Annotated in this window: 18 protein-coding genes; 11 read left to right on the forward strand and 7 right to left on the reverse strand. The window is 57.8% G+C overall.

The annotated features are described in order from the left end of the window. Positions 1-31: 31 nt before the first annotated feature. A complete protein-coding gene (locus GS630_RS00750) occupies positions 32-712 on the forward strand; it encodes a GntR family transcriptional regulator (RefSeq protein ID WP_171176559.1) in 681 nt (226 codons plus the stop codon). Positions 713-723: 11 nt separating this feature from the next. On the opposite strand, the gene bhcD is transcribed toward GS630_RS00750, so the two are convergent. From bhcD to bhcA, 4 genes are all read right to left on the reverse strand, one after another. Continuing rightward, positions 724-1,704, reverse strand: a complete 981-nt coding sequence (gene bhcD / locus GS630_RS00755; protein WP_216599814.1) for an iminosuccinate reductase BhcD — start codon at positions 1,702-1,704, stop codon at positions 724-726. A gap of 89 nt (positions 1,705-1,793) precedes the next feature. Then, the gene (bhcC, locus tag GS630_RS00760; RefSeq protein WP_171620818.1) at positions 1,794-2,957 is read right to left on the reverse strand and encodes a 3-hydroxy-D-aspartate aldolase BhcC; all 1,164 of its coding nucleotides are present in this window, start codon (positions 2,955-2,957) and stop codon (positions 1,794-1,796) included. A 12-nt stretch (positions 2,958-2,969) separates the two neighbouring features. After that, the gene (gene bhcB, locus GS630_RS00765; RefSeq protein WP_171620819.1) at positions 2,970-3,944 is read right to left on the reverse strand and encodes a beta-hydroxyaspartate dehydratase BhcB; all 975 of its coding nucleotides are present in this window, start codon (positions 3,942-3,944) and stop codon (positions 2,970-2,972) included. A 10-nt stretch (positions 3,945-3,954) separates the two neighbouring features. Beyond that, a complete protein-coding gene (gene bhcA / locus GS630_RS00770) occupies positions 3,955-5,145 on the reverse strand; it encodes an L-aspartate--glyoxylate aminotransferase BhcA (RefSeq protein WP_171620820.1) in 1,191 nt (396 codons plus the stop codon). Between the two features lie 210 nt (positions 5,146-5,355). Between bhcA and GS630_RS00775 the strand changes: the two genes are divergently transcribed. Further along, positions 5,356-6,171 (forward strand): IclR family transcriptional regulator, encoded by an 816-nt coding sequence (locus GS630_RS00775; protein WP_171176568.1) that lies wholly within the window; start codon positions 5,356-5,358, stop codon positions 6,169-6,171. A gap of 124 nt (positions 6,172-6,295) precedes the next feature. Here the strand turns inward: GS630_RS00775 and GS630_RS00780 are convergent, their stop codons facing one another. Next, positions 6,296-7,225, reverse strand: coding sequence for a LysR family transcriptional regulator (locus GS630_RS00780; protein WP_171238019.1), 930 nt, complete (start codon positions 7,223-7,225; stop codon positions 6,296-6,298). A 60-nt stretch (positions 7,226-7,285) separates the two neighbouring features. Here GS630_RS00780 and GS630_RS00785 point away from each other — a divergent pair, with 60 nt between their 5' ends. The 4 genes from GS630_RS00785 (at position 7,286) to GS630_RS00800 (ending at position 12,444) form a co-directional block, all read left to right on the forward strand. Next, positions 7,286-8,077 carry a 2OG-Fe(II) oxygenase gene (locus tag GS630_RS00785; protein ID WP_171176572.1) on the forward strand — a complete coding sequence of 264 codons (792 nt, stop codon included), beginning with the start codon at positions 7,286-7,288 and terminating at the stop codon, positions 8,075-8,077. Next, positions 8,074-9,333 (forward strand): Xaa-Pro peptidase family protein, encoded by a 1,260-nt coding sequence (locus GS630_RS00790; protein ID WP_171620821.1) that lies wholly within the window; start codon positions 8,074-8,076, stop codon positions 9,331-9,333. The genes GS630_RS00785 and GS630_RS00790 overlap by 4 nt, the downstream gene beginning before the upstream one ends. A gap of 71 nt (positions 9,334-9,404) precedes the next feature. After that, positions 9,405-11,201, forward strand: coding sequence for a cobalamin-dependent protein (locus GS630_RS00795; protein ID WP_171711812.1), 1,797 nt, complete (start codon positions 9,405-9,407; stop codon positions 11,199-11,201). A gap of 136 nt (positions 11,202-11,337) precedes the next feature. Beyond that, the gene (locus GS630_RS00800; protein ID WP_171176577.1) at positions 11,338-12,444 is read left to right on the forward strand and encodes a Hint domain-containing protein; all 1,107 of its coding nucleotides are present in this window, start codon (positions 11,338-11,340) and stop codon (positions 12,442-12,444) included. A gap of 11 nt (positions 12,445-12,455) precedes the next feature. Here the strand turns inward: GS630_RS00800 and GS630_RS00805 are convergent, their stop codons facing one another. Continuing rightward, positions 12,456-13,382, reverse strand: a complete 927-nt coding sequence (locus GS630_RS00805; RefSeq protein WP_171176579.1) for a LysR family transcriptional regulator — start codon at positions 13,380-13,382, stop codon at positions 12,456-12,458. 106 nt (positions 13,383-13,488) lie between these two features. Between GS630_RS00805 and GS630_RS00810 the strand changes: the two genes are divergently transcribed. From GS630_RS00810 to GS630_RS00830, 5 genes are all read left to right on the forward strand, one after another. Next, a complete protein-coding gene (locus GS630_RS00810; protein WP_171176581.1) occupies positions 13,489-14,865 on the forward strand; it encodes an aminotransferase in 1,377 nt (458 codons plus the stop codon). A gap of 109 nt (positions 14,866-14,974) precedes the next feature. Next, positions 14,975-16,459, forward strand: a complete 1,485-nt coding sequence (locus tag GS630_RS00815; protein ID WP_171711813.1) for an aldehyde dehydrogenase family protein — start codon at positions 14,975-14,977, stop codon at positions 16,457-16,459. Next, positions 16,456-17,718 carry an aminotransferase class I/II-fold pyridoxal phosphate-dependent enzyme gene (locus GS630_RS00820; RefSeq protein WP_171620823.1) on the forward strand — a complete coding sequence of 421 codons (1,263 nt, stop codon included), beginning with the start codon at positions 16,456-16,458 and terminating at the stop codon, positions 17,716-17,718. The genes GS630_RS00815 and GS630_RS00820 overlap by 4 nt, the downstream gene beginning before the upstream one ends. Continuing rightward, positions 17,719-18,732, forward strand: a complete 1,014-nt coding sequence (locus GS630_RS00825) for a glutamate cyclase domain-containing protein (protein ID WP_171176587.1) — start codon at positions 17,719-17,721, stop codon at positions 18,730-18,732. Between the two features lie 19 nt (positions 18,733-18,751). Next, positions 18,752-20,011 carry an aminotransferase class V-fold PLP-dependent enzyme gene (locus GS630_RS00830; RefSeq protein ID WP_171176589.1) on the forward strand — a complete coding sequence of 420 codons (1,260 nt, stop codon included), beginning with the start codon at positions 18,752-18,754 and terminating at the stop codon, positions 20,009-20,011. Positions 20,012-20,054: 43 nt separating this feature from the next. On the opposite strand, the gene GS630_RS00835 is transcribed toward GS630_RS00830, so the two are convergent. Continuing rightward, complete coding sequence (locus GS630_RS00835; protein WP_171176591.1) at positions 20,055-22,469, reverse strand: FAD-dependent oxidoreductase; 2,415 nt, start codon at positions 22,467-22,469, stop codon at positions 20,055-20,057. Between the last annotated feature and the right edge of the window lie 5 nt (positions 22,470-22,474).

The following is a 22,474-nucleotide window of genomic DNA, read 5'->3' on the forward strand; positions in this document are numbered from 1 at the left end:
CTATCTGAAATACTGCAGGGCAAAATCTGAAATGGCAGGTAAACGCGCAATCACCAAGCAGAGCTTACCGGAGGTTATTGCAAATGACCTGCGTGAACGCATCCTGAGCGGTGATCTCTCCGAGGGTGAAACGATCCGGCAAGAAGCTCTGGCCGAAGAATATGATGTTTCACGGATGCCGATCCGTGAAGCGCTTAAACGTCTGAATGCCGAAGGTCTGGTGCAATGGGCCAACAACCGAGGCGGTTCAGTCACCAAGCATTCCCTCAGTGAAATAGGCGAGATTTTCGATTTGCGCATCCTGATCGAAGTGGATCTGTTTCGCCGTGCCATTCCGAATATGACATCCGCTGATTTCGCGCGGTGCGATGAGATTTTGACCCAGATGGAAGCGTCTTATGACGAAAACGACGTGGGTAAGTGGGGCATTTTGAATTACAAATACCATTCGGCGCTTTACGCCGCCTCGCAACGTAAACTGACCAATGAATTGTTGGACCGCATCAATCTTCAATCTGACCGTTATGTTCGTATGCATCTGAGTGTGATGAAACAGCGTGAACCGGCAAAGAAGGACCACCGCGACCTGCTGCAGTTGGCGCAAGAAGGCAAAACTGATGAAGCCTGCGATGTTTTGGTCCGCCACATACGGCGAACCAAAGAACAACTTTTGGACATGATCGCCTCGAAACGCGCGGCTGAAGAGGCGTAATCGGGCCTATTTCAAAGTACCACGCGTGTTACGTTTCCTGTCTCTTCCGCCATCCGAGCTGCGACATTGGCGACGGCGAGGTCTTGTAGTCCGACGCCAGTGCCATCGAAAAGGGTGACTTCGTTTTCGGAAGTTCTTCCGGGATGATCATTGTTGATGACCGCACCTATTGAGGTGATCCGGTCTTCGGCAAGAGTGCCGTCCTTAATAGCGTGCTGGGCCTCGCCGATGGTGATGGACTGTGCGACCTCGTCGGTGAAGACTGTGGCGGCTGCGACCAGCGCGGCGTCGACCTCTTGTTTGCCTTTGGTGTCGGTGCCCATGCAGGCTAGGTGGGTGCCGGGTTTGATCCAGTCTTTCATCAGCAGTGGCTCGAAGGCCGAGGTGATGGTGATGATGACATCCGCCTGTGCACCCAGGTCCTCTGGGCTGACGGCCTCGAACTCCAGACCCAGCTCGGTTGCGACCGCGCCCAGGCGGGGCAGCATCTCGGGGTGTGGGTTCCAGGCGACGACTTTTTCAAAGTCGCGCTGCTCGGCGGCGGCGCGCAGCTGGAAGGTCGACTGGTGGCCTGCGCCGACCATGCCCAGCACCTTGGCATCCTTGCGCGCCAGATGGGCAATCGACACGGCCGAGGATGCAGCGGTGCGCACGGCGGTCAGGTAATTGCCGCCGACCAGTGCCAAGAGCCGCCCGGTATCGGGGTCGAACAGGAAGACGGTGGACTGGTGATTGGTCAAGCCCTTGTCCATGTTGCCGGGCCAGTAGCCGCCGGATTTGACACCCAGCACTTGACCGGCTCGGTCAAAGCCGGATTTGAAGCCATAAAGCGCATCAGCATATCCGATTGCCTCACGAATGACGGGGAAGTTATAGGCGTCGCCACGCGCCATGGCGGCAAAGACGTCCTGAACCGCGTCGAAGGCCTCGCGGCGTCCGACCAGTTGCTGGCAGAGGTCTTCTCCAACGATCAGCAGGGGTTTGTCTGTCATATCTTTCATGACCTTTTCCTTGAGCTTTGGGGTGCAGGTCCGGGCGGCAGGGGAAGGGATAACTGCCGCCCGGGACGCATGTGCGGCGGCTAGTAAGCCTTGCCGCGCGCGGAGACCGGCCAAAGCGCTTCAACTTTGCCGTTCCGAACACCCACATACCAATCATGCACATTGGCGGTCGGGTCACAGTGACCGGGCACCAGATGAAGCTTGTCATTGACCTTGAGAACACCGTCGGGGTCGGCGACCACGCCGTGCTCGTCCGAGCATTTGACATATTCCACATCCGTGCGCCCGAAGATCACCGGCAGGCCGCTGTCCACGGATTGGGCCTTGAGACCGGCATCCACGATGGCCTTGTCGGCCTTGGCATGGCTCATGACGCTGGTGAGTATGAAGAAGGCGTTCTCCCACTCTCCCCGGTCGATGCGGTTGCCGTTTTCATCCAGGATGCGGCCATAATCGGCATCCATGAAGGCGTAGGAGCCGCATTGCAGTTCGTTATACACGCCCGAAGTGCTCTCGAAGTAATAAGACCCGGTACCGCCGCCGCCGACGATGTCACAGTCCAGCCCTTCGGCGGCCAGCCCGCCCACGGCGTCTTTGACTTGCGCCACGGCGATGTCGATCTTGGCTTTGCGGTCCTCATACAGATCCATGTGCTGCATCGCGCCCTGATAGGCCTGGATGCCCGCAAACTTCAGCCCCGGGGCCGCGTCGATGGCCTTGGCAATCGCGATCACTTCTGGCGTGGTGGTTACGCCGCATCGACCCGCGCCGCAGTCGATCTCGACCAGACATTCGATCTGGGTGCCGTGGCGCTGCGCGGCCTCGGACAGATCGGCGACATTGTCGATATCGTCAACGCAGCAGATCGTGCGCGCGCCCAGCTTGGGCATCCGCGCCAGACGGTCGATCTTGGCCGGGTCGCGCACCTGATTAGACACAAGCACATCCTTGATGCCGCCACGGGCAAAGACCTCGGCCTCCGAGACCTTTTGGCAGCAAATGCCACAAGCCCCGCCCAGCTCGACCTGCAGCTGCGCCACGTCGACAGATTTGTGCATCTTGCCATGCACCCGGTGACGCATGCCGTGGGCCTTGGCATAATCGCCCATCTTCTTGATGTTGCGCTCCAGCGCGTCCAGATCCAGCACCAGAGCCGGGGTTTGAATCTCGGATGCGTCCATGCCGATGGCGGCGGGGATGTCATAGCCAACCTCAAGCTGGTCGATATTCACAGGCATATTCATCTCACTTCCTCCTCAGCCCTGGGTCCAGGGCAATTTGTCCAGATCCACGTTGCCACCCGTGATGATCACGCCGACGCGTTGGCCTTTGAACACCTCGGGGTGTTTCAGGATCGTCGCCAGCGGAACGGCGCAGCTGGGCTCCATCACGATGCGCAGGTATTTCCAGGTGATCTTCATCGCGGCGATGATCTCGTCTTCGCTGGCGGTGTGGATGTCGCGCACAAAGTTCGACACAAAGTGCCAGGTGTTTTCTTTTAGCGGCACTTTCAGCCCGTCGGCGATGGTGATCGGTGCGTCGTCGGCGATGATGTGACCAGCCTTGAAGCTGCGATAGGCGTCATCGGCCTGTTCCGGTTCCGAGGCATAGATCTGCACCTCGGGCGCCAGGTTCGACAGGGTCAGGCAGGTGCCCGAGATCATGCCACCGCCGCCGATGGGCGCAACCACCGCGTCCAGCCCGTCGGTCTGTTCCAGCAGCTCCGCCGAACAGGTCGCCTGCCCCGCAATCACGCGCGGGTCGTTATACGGGTGCACGAACTCGCCGCCTGTGCGGGCCTGCACCTCGGCAAACACCACCTCGCGCGAGGTGGTCGAGGGCTCGCATTCGGTGATGATCCCGCCATAGCGGCGCACCGCGTCCTTCTTGGCCTGCGGTGCCGTGCGCGGCATCACCACGTTGCAGGGAATGCCCCGGCGGCCCGCCGCATAAGACAGGCTGAGCGCATGGTTGCCGGAAGAATGCGTGCAGACGCCGCGCTCGGCGGCCTCGTCATAAAGGCCAAAGACCGCATTGCAGGCCCCGCGCACTTTGAAAGCGCCCGCCTCCTGAAAGTTCTCGCACTTGAAGAACAGCTGCGCGCCGGTCAGATCGTCCAGATACTCCGACCGCAACACGGGGGTGCGGTTGATATGGGGTTTGATCCGCTCATGCGCCTCGCGCATATCGGCGATGGTCAGGCAATCGGCTGTGGTCATTGCATCCAACATCAGAGCCTCCTTACGCAGCAGATTGCATGGGTGTGGCACGGCCCGCGCGGAAGTATTCCTGCGCTGCGGCCACACCGCGGCCCAGCTCGATCGGATAGTCCAGATCGGCCATGGCCATTTCGATCGTGGCCAGACCGGACAGAACCATCACGTCCGTCAGGCTGCCCAGATGGCCGATGCGGAAGGCCTTGCCGTTCATCTCGCCCAACCCGATGCCAAAGCTGACACCATATGCGTTGAAGGCGTGATCCGTCAGCGCATTGCTGTCGAACCCGTCGGGCACATAGATCGCGCTGACGGTGTCCGAGTAGAGATCCGGCGACTGCGCCACCAGCTCCAACCCCCAGGCCGAGGTGGCCTTGCGCACACCTTCGGCGAGACGGAAGTGGCGGGCATAGACATTGTCCAAGCCTTCCTCGAACAGCATTTTCAGGCTTTCGCGCATGCCATAGATCAGCTGCAGCGGCGGGGTATAGGGAAAGCCGCCCGACGCGTTGGCATTCATCATGTCGCGGAAGTCAAAGAAGGTGCTCGGCAGTTGTGCCGTCTCCATCGCCGCCAGCGCCTTGGGGCTGACACACAAGATCGCCATTCCGGTGGCCAGCATGAAGCCCTTCTGCGAGCCCGAGACCGCGATATCAACGCCCCAGTCGTCAAACGCGAAGGGCATCGAGGCCAGCGAGCTGACGCAATCCACAAACAGCATCGCCGGATGAGTGCTGGCATCCATCGCCCTACGTACCGCTGCAATATCCGAACGTACGCCAGTCGCCGTCTCATTATGGGTGACCAAAACCGCCTTGATCTCATGGGCCTTGTCGGCGGCCAGAGCCTCGGCGAACTTGTTCGCCGGAGCACCGCTGCCCCATGGGCATTCGATGATCCGGACATCCAGCCCGTGACGCTGACACAGGTCGATCCAGCGATGGCTGAACATGCCATAGCGCGCCACCAGAACCGCGTCGCCGGGGCTGAGGGTGTTGGTGATCGACGCCTCCCATCCCCCCGTCCCGCTGGCCGGGAAGGTAATGACCTGACCGCTTGTCGTACCAAATACCCGCTTGGTGTGTTCCAACACAGGGGCAAACGTTTCAACAAAATTGGGCGCACGATGGTCTAGCGTCTGAACCTGCATCGCAAGACGCAGACGATCGGGGATATTTGTGGGCCCCGGAATAAAAACTGGGTTTTGTTGAGACATGGCTTGCCCCTCCTCTTTGGTAATATGATGTTACCAATGCTTGGGGTTTGCAATTTTCTCGAAAATGTTTTTCACATAGCGAAAAAATTACCTAGCGCATTGAAACACATGGGTAAGATCGTTTTTCACTTTGGAGAGGAAATTTTTCAAATTTGAAAAATTCTGCAGCGAAGCCTAAAAGCGACCTGTGGACCACATAGGAAAATCCCCATGGAGAATCACAAAAAGCCGCGCGGCAGGCCCAAGTCACTGTTCAAGGAAAGTTCAGCCGGAACACTGCAATCCCTCGACCGGGCTTTGGAGACATTGACGACCCTGGCGACGCTGGAACGCTGTACGCTGAGCGACCTCAGTCGCGAGACGGGCGTGCCAACGGCTACGACGCATCGCATACTGACGACGCTGTCCAACCGCGGCTATGTCAGTTTTGATGAGCAACGCCAGGAATGGATGATCGGGATCGAGGCGTATCGGACTGGTGCGTCTTATCTGAACCGCAACAGCGTGGTTGAGATTGGTCGACCGATCCTGCGCAGGCTTATGCGCGACTCGGGTGAGACGGCGAATATGGCAATGCCAGATGGAAGCCATGTGGTATTCGTCAATCAGATCGAAACCAGCAATCCGATCAGGGCCTTTTTCCCGCCCGGCGCGCGGACGCCGATGTACGCGTCGGGGACCGGAAAGGCATTGCTGGCCGAGCTTAGCCAGGATGCCTTGGGCAGGCTGACGTCGGACCTTACGTTTGAGCCTTACACAGATCGCACGCATAGATCGACGGCGTCTCTGTTTGAAGATCTTACACTGATCCGACAACGCGGTTGGTCCTTTGATGATGAGGAGCGTTACGAGGGAATGTCCTGCACCGGAGCGGCAATTCAAAACCAATTTGGCGTTGCATGTGCGGGTATTTCCGTCTCTGGCCCCACTGCGCGGATCAACAAAGCGAACGCTGCTTACTTCGGCGAAATGGTCCTTGAGGCGGCGCACGAAATTACATTGGCAATCGGTGGTCAGCCGCGCTGAGCAGCCTCTGCCTTTGTGCGCTATGAACGTGACATTCGAAACAAATACTCAGGGACTTGCCCTGGGCAAAGACCATCATCTAAGCGATCAAGCGTTGATTAACTAGCGGTGTGCCGGTGCTCGCTCATGCCCAATTCAGTGCCAGATGCGCGCTGAACTGACGGACGGCAGAGGTATCGAAACGCGCATGCGGGATCACGCAAACATAGTCCTTTTTCATTTTCAAGGCATGTTTCGACGGGATAACGAGTAGCCCCGATGCAAGGTCCGTTTTGGCCAGGACGGAAGGCACCAGCGCGATACCGGCCCCCCGCTTGGCTGTTGCGATGGCGAAGGTCAAATCGTTGATCGTCAAACCCGCATCAGAAAACGGCGTTGCATCAGACTCGACCTGGCGCCTCCAATCCGACCAAAGTGGCTCGCTTGCATAGTTTGAGCCCCATTTGTTGTGGATGAATTTGTTGTCCGGGACATTTGTCAGTGCTTCATCCATGTTGGGATATGCTTCACAGAACCAGGGGGCGCAGACCGGTATCGCAACATCTGAAAACAGGCGAGTTTCCCGGTAACCCGGATAAAGCGCCGAGCCATAGGTCAGACGTATGTCGATGGCTTCACGTTCAAAGTCGATCGGGTCTTCCTGAACGCGAACATCCAGCGATATTCCGGTTTCTTCGGTAAACGTGATGGCTTTGGGCAGAAACCACAACTCAGCCAATGCCGGCAGCACGCTGACAACCAACTGCCGGGTTGACGTATCGCTGCGTACGATCCGAGCGGCTTCAGACATTTCCTCAAAGGCACGAGCGAGCTTGGGGTACATCATTTCACCCGCATCCGTCAGCGAAATCCGGTTGCCTTTGCGGACGAACAGTTTTTTGCCGAGATGATCCTCAAGGGTTTTGATCTGTAAACTGATCGCGGCCGAGCTGACGCTCAGTTCTTTCCCAGCCAATACGAAACTGCCACATCGGGCTGCGGCTTCAAAGGCGCGCAACGCGGTCAGAGGCGGAAGAGTGTGCCCATAGCCCATAGTAAAACTTATGATACCCAATAATTTTCCTGGTTTCTTTTGTCATAAACTGAACTTCAATGAAGTAAAGGAGGACGCGCCATGAAGCACTTGCTGGATCTTGAAAAATACCCTTTGCACAGACCTGACAGCCGGGAATACGAGAAACTGGTGAAAAAGTGTCGGGCAGACCTGGCATCTGACGGCATGTTCAACCTGCCAGGATTTTTTAAGCCTGGCATCGCACAGCAAGCTGCAGATGCGGCGAAACCCGCGTTGGACACAGTCTCATTCAGGCATGCGCGTAAACACAACGTCTACTTCAAAGATGATATGCCCGGCATCGACGATGCGCATCCGGCGATGGTCAAATCGCAGACTGTCAACCATACACTGTGCGCCGATCAGCTAGAGGGCAACCCGGTGATCGATGTATACGAATGGCAACCCTTCGCCGACTTTCTGGCTGCAACAATGGGCAAAGAAAAGCTGTATCAGATGGATGACCCCATGGCGCGTGTGAACGTGCAGGCAACACGGGATGGCGAAGGGTTGAACTGGCATTTCGACCGCTCGGAATTCACGACGACGATCTTGTTGCAGGCCCCTGAGGTGGGCGGTGAGCTTGAGTATCGCAAAGACCTGCGCACGCCGGATGACCAAAACTATGAAGGTGTTGTCGCTGTTCTGGCCGGGAAGGACCCGGAAGTAAAACGGATCATGCCGTTGCCCGGCGCGCTTAATGTGTTCCGTGGGGTGAATACACCGCACCGTGTTGTACCTGTTCAAGGCGACACCGAACGCGTGATCGCGATTTTCTCGTTTTATGAGACCCCTGGCGTTTATTTTTCCGCCGAAGAACAAATTGGTTTCTATGGGCGTTCCGTGTCATGACTCAGGTGCGCCCTGCCTTCAAGGATGAGCGCAAGCTAACCTACCTGAACCGCGACGGTGCGGATAAGCCGCTGATCAGCCCAGTCCCACAGGCCACTCTGGATGCGGCCCGTGCCTATCGATTGGCCCGATTGCGACAGAAGATGGCACAGCATGATGTGGCAGGTCTGTTGCTCTATGATCCGATTAATATCCGCTATGCGGTCGACAGCTCGAACATGCAGATTTGGACGGGCCACAATCCGGTTCGTTATGCGATGATCCTGGCGGGCGGCCCAGCAATCCTGTGGGAGTTCAAGGGCTGTGAACACCTGAACAATGGTTTGCCCGGTATCGACGAAATTCGAACCGCCGTGTCATGGATGTTCATGACAAAGGGCGACAAAGCCCCTGTTGGCGTTGAAGGTTGGGCTGATGAAATAGCTGACGTAATCCGCCAACATGGTGGTGGCAATCGCCGCTTTGCTGCAGACAGGCTGGACGGCCCGGGACTTCACGCGCTTCAAAAGCGCGGTCTAACTTTCGTGGAAGGGGGTGAATTGACGGAGCGCGCGCGCTCGATCAAGTCCCCTGACGAAATCGAACTGATGCGTTGGACCATTCGCGTCTGCGAAGCTGGGATGGCACGTATCTACGAACATTCAGTTCCCGGCGTAACCGAACGCGAGCTATGGGCCCATCTTCATTTTGAGAATGCACGTTCGGGCGGAGATTGGCTTGAAACCAAGCTTTTGACCTGCGGTCCTAATACAAACCCTTGGTACAAAGAATGTTCGGACCGGGTATGCCGATTGGGTGAAATGATATCGTTTGATACAGATATGATTGGCCCGTACGGTTACTGCGCGGACCTCAGCCGCAGTTGGACCTGTGGTTATACCCCGATGACGGATACCCAGCGGCGGATCTATGCGACGGCTCTCGATCAGATCTACCATAACCTGGATGTGTTGAAGCCGGGGATGACATTTGCCGAGTTTAACGAAAGAAGCTGGCGCATTCCTGAACGGCATGTTGACTATCGATATTCGCTGGCGGCCCATGGCGTGGGCATGGCAGATGAATGGCCTGTCATCCCGTTGCATGTCGATTTCGATGAGACCGCCATGTCGGGAGTAATCGAGCCGGGAATGGTCGTCTGCGTCGAAAGTCTTGTTGGGGAGGAGGGCTCGGAAAGTGTCAAACTGGAAACTCAGGTGCTGGTAACCGAAACAGGGATTGAACGGTTGGACAGTTTCCCTTGGGAGAGTATCTAGGTGCCTTCGTCACCGGAAATCGCTGGGGTTAATAGACTTGCCTGCTGCACTGAATTGGCCATTGTGGCGAAATGGACGATCGAAACCTCAGAATTGACAGAGCGGCGCTTCTGCCAGAGCAGGACCTGATCAGCGGCCCAGAGCTGTTGAGCTGTGGTAAGAAAATGGTGTCGGACTGGCGTGTCGGCAGCAGTGCTTTCCAGGTCGCGACCGGGTACAAGAACGAGATTGAATACAAGAAGTCCATGATCCGGTCCGGGCAGGTTATGCAGCATGCGCATCTTGGATTTCGGGACGTGTCCCACAGTATTGATGCCATCCGAAGGGTGTATGATACCTGCGCCCAGCGCGATGCACGGGTTGATCGCTTTGGTATGTGTCTGGATTGGTCGATGGGGTTTCCGAGACATCAAAGAACCGAAAACGTGCGTGGAACAGGTGTTATCCTAAAGGATGCGGACGCGTTTGCGCGTCTTACACAAGCCAGCCCCGCGGCGATGCATTTCGGTGATTTCATGCTGGGGTTTCCGGCAGCTTTGGAAAACACATGCGCTGCACTTGCGGCTGGGGCCACAACGATCGGCAATCTGGGGCAGTATTTCACGTTTCGTCTGCCGGGCTACCAAGACGATATAGAGACCACAAAAGCCACCGTTAAGGCGCTTGGCCTGATTGCCGCGCAACCTGTTCCTGTATTGGTGCACTCAAATCTGGATGACGGATACGCCGCAATATTCGAGGACCTGACCTCGGTCTTGGGTCAGGCTTTGCTTGAGAAGCACATTGTAACCGGGCTGATCGGCGCGCCTTATGCTGTTTGCTATGGCCATCACTTTACCGAACCCCTGACGCGTCTGGCATTTCAACGCGCCTTGGCGCAGATCAGCGATGGGGTTCCGGGGTCGCAGATCTATGGCGCAACGGTGCTTTACAAAGGATCGCGTGCCGAAAACTATGCAGGGCTGTCCTCGTATCTTTTGTCCGATATTGTGGCGCAGCGGTTGCGACCAAGCGGGCACGCGCTGAACCCGGTTCCAGTAAGCGAGAATGAGCGCATCCCCGACGTGACCGAGATTTGCGACGCACAATGTCATTTGAGCAGGTTGACCGAGCTGGCAGAGGGGTATCTGCCCCTGTTTGACATGACTGAGATTGATCGGATCAGCGATATGCTGCTACGCGAAGGTCAGCGTTTTGCAGATCGGGTTCTTGCTGGATTGTCAAAAGGTGGCATCAATACAGACGATCCCTTTGAGATGCTGCTGGCCCTGCGTCGCATCGGTGGGCGCGCTTTGGAGCAAGCCTTTGGCGGAGGTGAAGAAAGGCCAGATGCGCCGCGTCGCAGAACCCCCATTGTAAGCGCTACAACATATCGCGAACTAGAAGAAGCCGCCGCGCGTTTCATGTCCTCTGAAGCCGGTCGGGCAGTGGCCCATTTGGCCAAGTCTTCTGCCCGTATTCTGACTGCAACCACAGATGTGCACGAGCATGGGAAGATGCTTTTGGATCTGGTGTTCGGCAAAGCAGGATTTGTTGTCATAGATGGTGGCGTTTCAAGCGACCCGGATCACATTGTGGCCTTGGTCAAACAAAACGCGGCCGATGCCATTGCACTTAGCACGTATAATGGCGTGGCGTTGCGGTACTCAAAAACACTGTTGCAAAAGTTGGAAGAGGCCGGGTTGGATGTGCCGGTTCTGATCGGCGGTCGGTTGAACGAGATACCAGAAGGCACGAATACAAGCCTGCCTGTGGATGTGACCGATCAGCTGACCGAGATCGGGGTCATTGCCTGCACTAATCTGGAGGCTGCCGCTGAGGCGCTGGAGAATGTGCTTGCCCGCAGCATACCAGACCGTGGATTGTAACTCTTTTCACGTAGCGCTGCTTTGGGCGAAATGTCCGTCAATAGCGAATCCGTCAATGTTTATCTGTTGTGCCTGTTTGCAAGAAGCCGACAATCCTTTAGCCTGAAAAAGCGTTCCGCAAGTGAGCTGAGGGGACATGGCTGACTATATCGTACACGCTTTGGCTGCCAGCCAGGTCTCGATCACTGGAGGTGAAAGCCTGAGCGGTATCACCCAGGGTGATGGGTCAAACCTTGTCGGTCAATTTATAACGATCGGCAATGGCCCGCTGACGGATCTAAACGTGTCAGACGCCGGATCGGACTCCGATTTTGACGACAATGACGGGAACCAGCGCTTAAACGGTGCTCAGAGCTTTGATGGTACGACCTATGCCGATGGGACGCGTATCGAGGCTGAATACAGCATCACGCTGCGTGACAACAGCACCGGGCAAACCTATCAGGTTCTTGGTGTCAACATTAACAATTCCTCTCCTTCGTTTGGCACCACCGAAGGTGTGGCCTTTGTTGGTAGTTTCCCACCGCGCGGAGTGCCGCTTGAGGTTATCTCATCCGCAGAAGGGCCAGGGTCTTCGGGACAGCCGCCTGTCGATGAGAGCAGTCTGGTACCTTGTTTCACCGGGTCAACATTGATTTCAACGACGACCGGGCCAGAGCGGGTCGAACAGATTACACTGTCGGATCTGGTCCTTACACGTCAACATGGACCTCAACCTGTGCGATGGATTGGCAGACGGCGGGTCGCTGAATCAGAGCTTCATGCCAACCCAAAGCTATACCCGGTTCGAATTCTTGCCGGGTCTCTGGGAAACGGATTTCCGCAGAGGGATCTGTTGATATCGCGGCAGCATCGAATGCTTGTCCGCTCGTCCATTGCCGAACGCATGTTTGGCGTCCCAGAGGTTCTTGTCCCGGCTATCAAATTGACAAGCCTTCCTGGGGTTTACGTGGACAAGACTGTCCAGGAAGTCGAATACTTCCACCTGCTGTTTGACCGGCACGAGATCATCTTTGCTGAAGGCGCGCCGTCAGAGAGCCTGTTTACCGGGCCCGAAGCGCTCAAGGCGATTAGCGCTGAGGCGCGAGAAGAGATTTTCGTGCTGTTCCCAGAACTGAAACAAACGGATGTGTTGCCAGAGCCTGCCGGGTTCATCCCGACGGGCAAACAGCAACGGAAACTCATTGACCGTCATGTCAAGAACGAGAAACCCCTTGTGTCATTAGCTGACATCGCACTTTAGACCTATTGCGGTCAGGTTATGTGAAACCCACAGTCAGGCAGGCTGCACCATTCCGACAACAACTTGGCGATTTGTAAAATCGGATCACCATCTTCCATATCCTCTGACCTTAATACTGCGTGCCACGGCACGGAAATACCGTCCCGAGTAACCTGAGCGCCAACGATGCGGCCTTCTTTGAGCGCTGACTGAAGCGCCCAGTTCGAAAGCACACTGGTACCCAGATCCGAGGCAACCAACTCGACAATCGCTTCGGGCAATTCGACAGTTGCAGCCCATTTCGGGTAGCTGTCCGTCGGGCGGAACAACAGCGCGAATTCGCGGTCAGGCTCTGGGATCTTGGTATAGGTGATAAATGGCTCACCCACGATATCAGACCCTTCCACATATGGGTGATCCGCCAGACGATGTGACGGTGGCATGATGTAAAGCAAAGGGTCGTCAAACAGTTTGATGCTGCTGAGCCCGGCTTGCGAGACCGTGCCAGAGGTAATCGCGATGTCCAGATGCCGGTTTAGTAGCCCGCTCAGCGGGTCGCTGCGCGCGCCAGCCATGATTTGGATATCAATCCCGTCGGTGCGCGCCTTCATGAACTTGATGAACGAGGGCAGCCAGCGATAGTTGCTGTAGGCTTCAACCGACAGACGTACGACATGTTGTACGTTGGCATTCATGCGCCGCACGTCCTCTTCCGCGCGGCTCAGATCGGTCAGGATGCGCTCGGCCACGATTGCCATGTAGTCGGCAGCGGGCGTCCGGCGCAGTTTCTTGTGCATTCGGGTGAACAGAGGCACATCCAGTCTGCGCTCGGCCTCTCGCAGACGATGCGACAGGGCCGAAGGTGTCACGCCCAGCTTTTTGGCGGCATCAGTGATCCGGCCAGTTTCATTGATGGCTTGGATCAATTGCAGGTGGCGCAGATCGAGGAGAGGTTTCATGTGTTTTTAGCCTGAAAAATATTCACAAAAACCAAAAAACTTCGAAATTGAAATTCAGTCAATAACAAGGTGAAGTCCCGGCAGGTTTTCTTTTGGAGCATACGCCATGAACGTTGACGCCCGACGCGCGATTGAACAGGACAAGGCGCATCACGTCCATCCGCAGTCTAATTTGCGTCAGCATGCCGAGAATGGCCCGACCATGATCACCCATGGTAAGGGCGTCTTCATCTACGACAGCGAAGGGCATGAGATCATCGACGGGTTTTCCGGGCTGGGTTGCGTCTCGTTGGGTTACCATAACGAGCGCCTATCCAACGCGGCCAAACGCCAGATGGATGTTCTGCCTTTTGCACCGACCTTCTACAACCGTTCGCACCCACGTGTTGCGGAATTGGGTGAGCGCCTGATTGGTATGGCTCCGGTCGACATGGACCGGGTAATGTTCCAGTGTTCCGGGTCCGAGGCGAACGATACTGCGATCAAGCTGCTGTGGTACGCCAACACCGCCAAAGGCGAGCCCAATCGCCGTAAGATCATTGGCCGCGTACGCGGTTACCATGGCAACACGATAGCCACCGTGTCCTTGTCGGGCCAACCGCATATGCATGCCAAATTTGGCCTGCCGCTGTCCGAATTCAAGCACACCGAATTGCCAAACTACTACCGCTTCCACATCGACGGTGAGAGCGAAGAAGAGTTCTCGGCCAGAATGGCGGCCAAGTTTCAAGAGCTGATTTTAGCGGAAGGCCCTGAAACCGTGGCGGCATTCTTTGCCGAACCGGCCATCTCAGGCGGTGGTGCACTGATGCCGCCCGAAGGCTATTGGCGAGAAATGCAGGCGGTTCTACGTAAATACGACATCAAGTTCCTGGCCGACGAGGTCGTTTGCGGCTTTGGTCGCACCGGCAATATGTGGGGCTCGCAGACCTGGGGGTTAGAGCCTGACATGATCTCGTGTGCCAAAGCGCTGTCGGCGGCGTTTTTCCCGATCTCGGCGCTGATGTTCAAGGATGAGATTTACGCCGACATGATGAAGAACTCGGATGAGGTTGGCACGTTCGGTCACGGCTACACATATGCCGGACACCCGGTAGGTGCTGCCGTCGGGCTTGAGGCGTTGGATATATACGACGAGATGGATCTGGTCGGCCATGTCCGCAGGGTCTCGACCCGGTTCCTGGAAAAATGCCACGCTATGGCGGATCACCCGCTTGTGGCCGAGGTGCGGGGTGTTGGCCTGTTCTGCGGTTTCGAACTGATGAAGGATGCCAAAACCCGCGAACCTTTCGATCCCTCTTGGAAAGTGGGCGAACTTGTGCAGAACTTTGCCCATGATCGGGGTCTGTACTTGCGGGCGATTGGCGACCGGATGAGCTTTATGCCGCCGCTGATCATCAATGAGGATGAGATTGATGTTGCGACTGAACGGTTCAAGGGCGCGTTGGACGACGCGTGGGCCGTGGTCCGCACCAAGATCTGATTTGCTTTAGGGTCAGATCCAAGCTCTCACCCGGTCGCTGCGCCGCTGAACTCCCTCCAGGCGGCGCGACTTATTCTGAAATACCTCTAGCCTGCCAAGGAGAACAGGGATGACGACACACCTGGAACCGAAACTGCCCGAAGCGGGTTTGGCCGGAAGCTATATCAACGGGGCATGGCACTGGCCCGAAGGGCGACTAGTGGTCGAAAATCCCTCGCGTCGCGCACCCATCTGCGAGGTTGGTCGCGGCACGTCAACCGAGGTCGACTTGGCCGTCGAAGCCGCCCGTGCCGCGCTCCCAGCGTGGCGCGTTTTGGCGGCAAGCGAGCGTGGCAAACTGTTGACCGAACTCGGCCGTCGCCTGGAAGAAAATGTCGAAGAAGTCGCCCGCGTGCTGGCTGCTGAAAGCGGGAATGCGATCAAAACCCAGTCACGCGGAGAGGCATTGGGCGCGGCGGGCGTTCTGAAGTATTATGGTGGTGTGGCGGTTGAGCAAAAGGGCGAAACCCTGCCGCTCGGCCCGGGACTGCTGAGCTATTCGACGCGCGAGCCACATGGGGTTGTGGGCTCGATCATCCCCTGGAATTCTCCATTGCAGCTTGGTGCGGTGAAGATTTCGATGGCGCTTGCCACCGGCAACTGCCTGGTGTTGAAACCTGCCGAAGATGCGCCCCTGGCAATCCTGAAACTGGCTGAACTTGCGGATGGCTTGTTTCCACCGGGTGTTTTTAATGTGGTCACTGGGTTGGGAGAGGAAGCTGGTGCAGCGCTTGCTTCGCATCCGGGTATCGACAAGGTGTCCTTTACCGGTTCAAGCGATGTGGGCAAGTTAATTGGCCATGCCACGGCTGATCGCATTGCAAAACTTACTCTGGAACTGGGCGGGAAATCCCCGACCATCGTCTTCCCTGACGCCATCGCCGATGGCCGTCTGGACAGCACCGCGCAGCAGGTGGCAAACGCGATGCGGTTCATGCGGCAGGGCCAAAGTTGTACCGCCGGATCGCGCCTGTTTGTGCACAAGGATATCTGGGATGAGTTGATGCCGAAGGTCGCCGAGAAATCGGCAGCTTTGAAAGTGGGTGATGCGCTGGATCCAGACGTGGATATGGGCGCGGTGGTTAACGCGGAACGCTATGGTGAAATCCGCGCCTATGTGGCCGAAGCTGAGGCAGAAGGGGCCACCTTCCTGATCGGCGAAACGCCAGCGGAAGACCCGGCGGGTTTCTGCCCGAACCCCACCATCGTCACCGGCGTTGATAACAATTGGCGCATCTCCCGTGAAGAGGTGTTCGGCCCGGTGATGGTCGCGATCCCCTTCGAGACCGAAGAGGAGGTGATCGCTATGGCCAATGACACTCACTATGGTCTTGCAGCCTTCCTGTTCACCCATGACGTCAGCCGCATAACGCGCCTGACGCGCGCTATCGATGCAGGCTGGATTCAGGTAAATCAGGGCGGCGGGCAAATCCCTGGGATGTCTTACGGGGGCACCAAGCAGTCGGGTATGGGCAGCGAATACTCGATTGAGGGAGCGCTAGAGGCATATACATACCGCAAATGCGTCACAATCAATATCGAGGGCGGCGCGTGAGCACGGACCGGTTCGGCAATGCAATTGACCCGGGCGTGGGATATGCTCGGGGGGCGCTGCTGCGGGGCTCGGGGGATGAGGTGCGCAGGTTGGCGCAGGCCGGTCGCGTGGCCAGAGATTTCGTGGCCCGCGAAGGCATCGACAAGATCGCTATCTGTACCGGTAACCTGCGGTTTTTTCCCGCCACACCGGACGATCTGAGCCTGCTGTGTGAGGAATGGATTGGTCCTGGCCTGTTCGGGGAAGAGCTGCGCAAGGCTGCTATCGCGCATCTGGGTGGACAGGGGCATGAGGCGGCGGCAGTGGTCAATCGCACTAGCGCGGGGATCGTGGCGACTGTGTTGGCGCATTCAGGCGGCAACCCGGTGCTTTCTTTGGTGGCCGCAGGCGACCGCAGCCATGCCTCGGTTCTGCGCGGGGCACGGCTGGCTGGCGTGCCGGTGCGAGAGGTTCATGATCTGGACGCAGTGCAAAAGGCTCTGGCAGAAGACAACCCGGCGCTATTCGTGATCACGCCTGTCACCTCGGAACTGTCGATGCTTGGCGATGATCTGATCCGCGACGCCGCTACGGCTGGGAACAAGGCGGGCTGTGTCACGTTCCTGGATGACGCCTATGGTGCGCGGTTCCGCCCGGTGCTGTACGGCGGTGGAGCGTCGCTGTCCTTTGGGGCTGATTTGATTATCACCAATGCAGACAAGGCTGGCCTGTCTGGCCCGCGCGCTGGTGTCCTGTGTGGTGAGGCTGCGGCGTTGGTTCCTGTGCAAGCGAAAGCGAGTGAGCTTGGGATGGAGGCTCGTGCCCCCGTCGCCGTGGGTGCAATGCGTAGTCTGCAAGGATTTACCCCCGATCTGTTGCTGCAAGAGGCGCGGGATGGTCAGGACCTGGCCGACGCGCTGGACAGCGTGCTGGGGCAAGGGCGCATCACTCGGTCGGCTCTTGGTCCAAAGATCGATGAACAGGAAGCGATGGAGATTGTTCTGGGCATGGCCGGGGCCGACAGGTCAGAATTGGTGCCAGCCGAGGTGACCGCGGCCATTGGTATGTTAATGCTGCAGAGCAAAGGGATTGTCACGGTCAACACCCATGGGCAACCCGGCGGGCGTGTCTCGATCCGGCTCAAACCGACATCGGGTGCTGTGGCGAGGGCTGGGGGTGCAATGGCGGTGGCTGACTGTTTGATGTCGGCAATGCGCCAGACTGCGCGGCATTTGCACGACAAGAAATGGTTTGCGGCAACACTGTTTGGAGACACGTGAATGGCCGATACGGCTTTGATCACCCGGCTGGATAATCGACTGGAACAGCTTGTGAACATCGATATGGGCGAACGCGGCGTTGAGCACCTGTTCGAGGCAGCCCGTGCGCTGGAAGGCCGGTCGCTGGTTGGGGCGGCTGCGGATGCGCTGATGGCAGTGCCAGAGGGTGGAACAGTTGTGTTGACTACCGGATCGGTCTCGCGGGCCTGGATCACGCCTGATCTGGGTGAAAACGATGGCCCCTCGGGTGCGGCAGCGATTGCGCGCGCGCTGGTACTGGCCCGCAATGTGACCTGCGTCATGCTGTGCGAGGAAACTCTGCTGCCTGCGATCCAGAACACCTGTCAGGCTGCCGGGCTTTTTCCCGTCACGGTGGAACAGGCGGCGATTGCGAAGGCAGACAAAAGCCTTGCCACGATTGTTATGCTTCCCTACGCCACCGATGATGCGGACGGGAAGGCGCAGGCCGAGACCCTTCTGGCCAAGCTGAACCCTGATCTGTTGTTCTCGACCGAGCGTGTCGGGCGCAATGAATTTGGCGTCTATCACTCAATGCGCGGTATCGACTATGGCATGGGTCGCGCGCGTGTCGATTTCCTGTTCGATCTGGCACTTGAGCGCGGCATCCCAGTAGTGGCGGTTGGCGATGGTGGCAACGAAATCGGCATGGGTAAGGTCGCCGACCATGTGAAGGCACATGTCCCCTACGGAGACACATGCCAATGTGGTTGCGGTGGTGGGATCGGCGCTGTGACAGGCTGTGATGTATTGGTGACGGCTGCCTGTTCCAATTGGGGCTGTACCGCGATTGCTGCTGCCATGGCAGCGCGTGCGGGCAACGCCAAACTTCTGCACACACCAAACCGAGAAACCCTTCTGCTGGACACCATGGTCTCCAACGGCCTGATCAATTCAACCCACGGGATCGTCGACGACAGCGTCGATGGGTTTCCCCGCCAAAGCCATGTCGCGGTGGCCGAGCTTTGCCGCACGATCGTGAGCCGCGCGCTCTGACAACTCACAGGACTAAACTATGATCCAAGACAATCCCGCCCTTATCGACGCAATCCGTGACCGTTTTGCTCATGTCGACAGCTGCCCGTTTCAGGGCGAGCGCATTTTCTTCGAAAACGCTGGTGGTGCGCTGACATTGAAATCCGTGGCTGAAACCTCAGCCTTTTATGCCGCAATCCCCGACAACCCAGGTCGCATCAACCCGGCGGGGCAGGGTACCCAGAACGTGATCAACAAGGCCAAGCAAGACCTGACCGTCTTCATGAACGCGTCATCGGGTCAGTTCTTTGCAGGGGAAAGCGGGACAGAACTTTTGTTCCGCTTGATCCGAACCGCCTGTTTGACCGCTCCAAAGGGGGCAAAGGTGATCGGGTCGTCCATCGAACACCCCGCCACTCGCAGTGCTGCGCGCCGGTGGGCCGGGATCGCCGGGCTGGACTATGTCAATGTTGCACATGACGACGATACCGGTTTGGTCACGCCCGAGGACTATGCTGCACTCATGACTCCGGACGTGGCGGTTGCAACGATCCTGCATGCGTCGCCCGTGACCGGTATGGGTATGGATGTTGCCGCAATCTCGAGCGCGATTCGCGCAGTTGCGCCGGATTGCCTGATCATCGTGGATGGCATTCAGCACGCAGCTCATGGGCAGCTGGATCTGGATGCCTACAATGTCGATGGCTATGCGATTTCACCGTACAAAGTTTTCTCACGCCACGGATATGGCATTGCGTGGATTTCCGACAAGCTAAGTGCTGTTCCGCACGACATGTTGATCGACGCTCCTGCAACCGGTTGGGAGTTCGGCACACGAGACACCGGCTCTTATGCTACTGTTTCTGATGTCGTGTCGTATTTCGACTGGCTGGGTGGAGAGGTTTCGGATGAAACCGAACCCCGCCAACGGATCGAAGCTGCGGGTCGAGCCATCCATGCCTACGAAACGCATCTGACCAACACTGCCATCAATGGCACTGGCAACCTGCCAGGTCTGCGCGATATGGATCACGTCACAATTCTGGCCGGAGCGGACAACCCCGCGCGCGAAGGTCTGGTGTCGATCGTTGTTGATGGCCATTCATCCGAGGATGTGGTCGCCACTCTGAACGCGCAGGGTATCAGAACCCATGTGCGCAAGGCCGATCATTATTCCGGCAACGTACTGAATCCGCTGGGTTTGCCGGATTGTATCCGCATCTCGTTCTGCCATTATAACACCGAAAAAGAGATCGCGCGCCTTCTGGCTGCCGTAAAAGAGATGGGTCAGGACGGCTGACACCACAGGTTTACAGCGTTAGATATTGGAGATGCGCGGTTCCTTAACCGCGCATCTTTTCGTTTCCGGGATCATAAAGTGCGCGCAGGCTCGCCGTTGTGGCGATGGTTTTTCCTGCAACCATGATTTGATAGCTGCGTTTGGCAAGCTCTTTCATGGCCATCCCGTCGGGACGTGTGACATAGCCCATGCCAATCGCACCGCCTACGGTCCACCCATAGCTGGCCGAGGTCAAACGCCCGACAATCTGGCCGTCGCACAGGATCGGCTCTTTGCCAAAGACCAGCGCCTCTGGGATTTCCAACCGGAAAGACAGCAACCGGCTTGCAGACCCCGCAGATTTGCGGGCTTCGATGGCGGCTTTGCCGGTGAACTCGGTGGCGAAGTCACAGGCAAAGGTCAGGCCGCTTTCGACCGGGCTGTCATGTGGTCCGATGTCGTGGCCCCAGTGGCGAAAGCCCTTTTCGATGCGGCATGAGTCAACTGACATGCCGCCACATAAGCGCGGTGCATCGGGCGCAGCCATGATTGTTTCGAACACCTGCTGGGCGAACTCGGCAGGGACATGCAGCTCCCATCCCAGCTCACCTACATAGGTGATCCGCTGTGCCCGGATCGGAGCATGACCGACATTCAATGCCTGCCATGTTCCAAAGGGGAACGTGTCGTTCGACAAATCGGCATCGGTCAGCTTGGCTAAAAAGTCCCGCGCGCGCGGTCCCATCAGGGCCAGTGTTGCCTCGGACGAGGTCACGTTGACCACGGATACATCCGTACCTGCCAGCTGCTTTTTCAGCCAGTAGTCCGTCTGAGGCTCAGCCCCGGCCGAGGCCATGACCATGTAGCGGTTTGCATTCAGGCGTGCGACGGTTACGTCTGCCTCGATCCCGCCTTGCGGGTTGAACATATGGGTGTAGACCAGCGCGCCTGGTGTCACGGCCATATTAGCCCCGCAGAGCCGCTGCATCTGTGCCTCGGCATCCTGCCCGTCGACGATGAACCGCCCAAAGGTCAGGTCGATGCAGCCCAGATTAGTGCGCAGAGCCTGATGTTCGGCCTGCCAATCGTCGAACCACGGCTCGCATCCGAAGCCATCCGTCATCTCGCGCCCATAGTAGAGCGGACGTTCCCAGCCATTGGCGCTGCCGAATTGTGCGCCCGCGTCGCGCAGGTGGGTGTAGTAAGGCGTCCGGCGTAGACCGCGCGCCTGTGTTTTGCGCAAGTAGGGCCAATGCATCTCATAAGCATGGCCGAGCGTTTCGGCCGCCTTGGTCGCGGTATAGCTGCGCGCGTTCAGGCCCGGCACGATGCGGCGGCTGTCCACATCGGTCAGGTCCATGGTCATGTGACCGGCCATGATCCATTCGGCCAGCGCCATGCCCGCGCCGGGGCCGTTCTGGATTCCGGTTGAGTTGAAACCCGCGGCGACCCAATAGCCCGCCGCATCCGGAACCGGGCCCAGATAGTGTTTGGCGTCGGGGGTAAAGCACTCCGGCCCGTTGAAAAACTTGCGGATACCGGACTCAGCCAAGGCTGGAACCCGCTCCATCGCGGCTTCAAGGATGGGAAAAAGGTGTTCCTCATCGCAGGGCAGTTCGTCGAATTCGAACGTCTCGGGCAAACCGTCCTTGGGCAGCCACGGTGTTGCGTTTGGCTCGGAACAACCGATCAGAAGCTTGCCCGCCTCTTCCTTGTAATAGGCGTATTCGTCCATCACCCGCAGGACAGGCAAGTCACCGGTCACACCCTCAATCGGGTCGGTCACAACGTAGTAATGGTTGGTGTAATGCAGCGGAATCTGCACCCCATGAGTCAGGCCAAACTCGCGCGCCCACATGCCGGTGGCGTTGACCACATGCTCGGCGCTGACCAGACCTTCGGCGGTTTCAACGCCGACAACGCGACCGCCTTCGATCACAACGCGGGTGACCTTGGTATCTTCAAAAACCTGCGCGCCGTGGGCCCGCGCGCCCTTGGCCAGAGCCATCGTCGTGTCGATGGGATTGGTATAGCCGTCGCCGGGAAACCAGAACGCGCCCTTTGCACCGTCGACGGACAGCAGAGGCCAGCGATCCTGCGCCTCGGTCAGGCTGATCTCTTCTGCGCGCAACCCGCATCCATGGGCATAGTCGACCTTGCGCCGCAACTCCTCCATACGCGCCTCGGTCAGCGCCACGGTCATCGAGCCGTTGCGCTTGAAACCGGTTTTCTGCCCGGTCTCATCCTCAAGGCTTTCCATCAGGTCGAGGCCATACTTCGCCAGCGCCGACGTGACCGGAACCCCCTGCGTTTCGCTGACCAGACCTGCGGCGTGCCATGTCGTTCCGCTGGTCAGTTTCTTACGCTCGAACAAGGCGGCGGACCAGCCTGCCTTGGCAAGGTGATAAGCGGTCGCGCAGCCGACAATGCCGCCGCCAATGATGGCGACCTGAACGTCCGTCGGAAGAGATTTCGCCATGGGTT

Source organism: Ruegeria sp. HKCCD7303 (genome assembly GCF_013111185.1).
Taxonomy (GTDB): Bacteria; Pseudomonadota; Alphaproteobacteria; order Rhodobacterales; family Rhodobacteraceae; genus Ruegeria.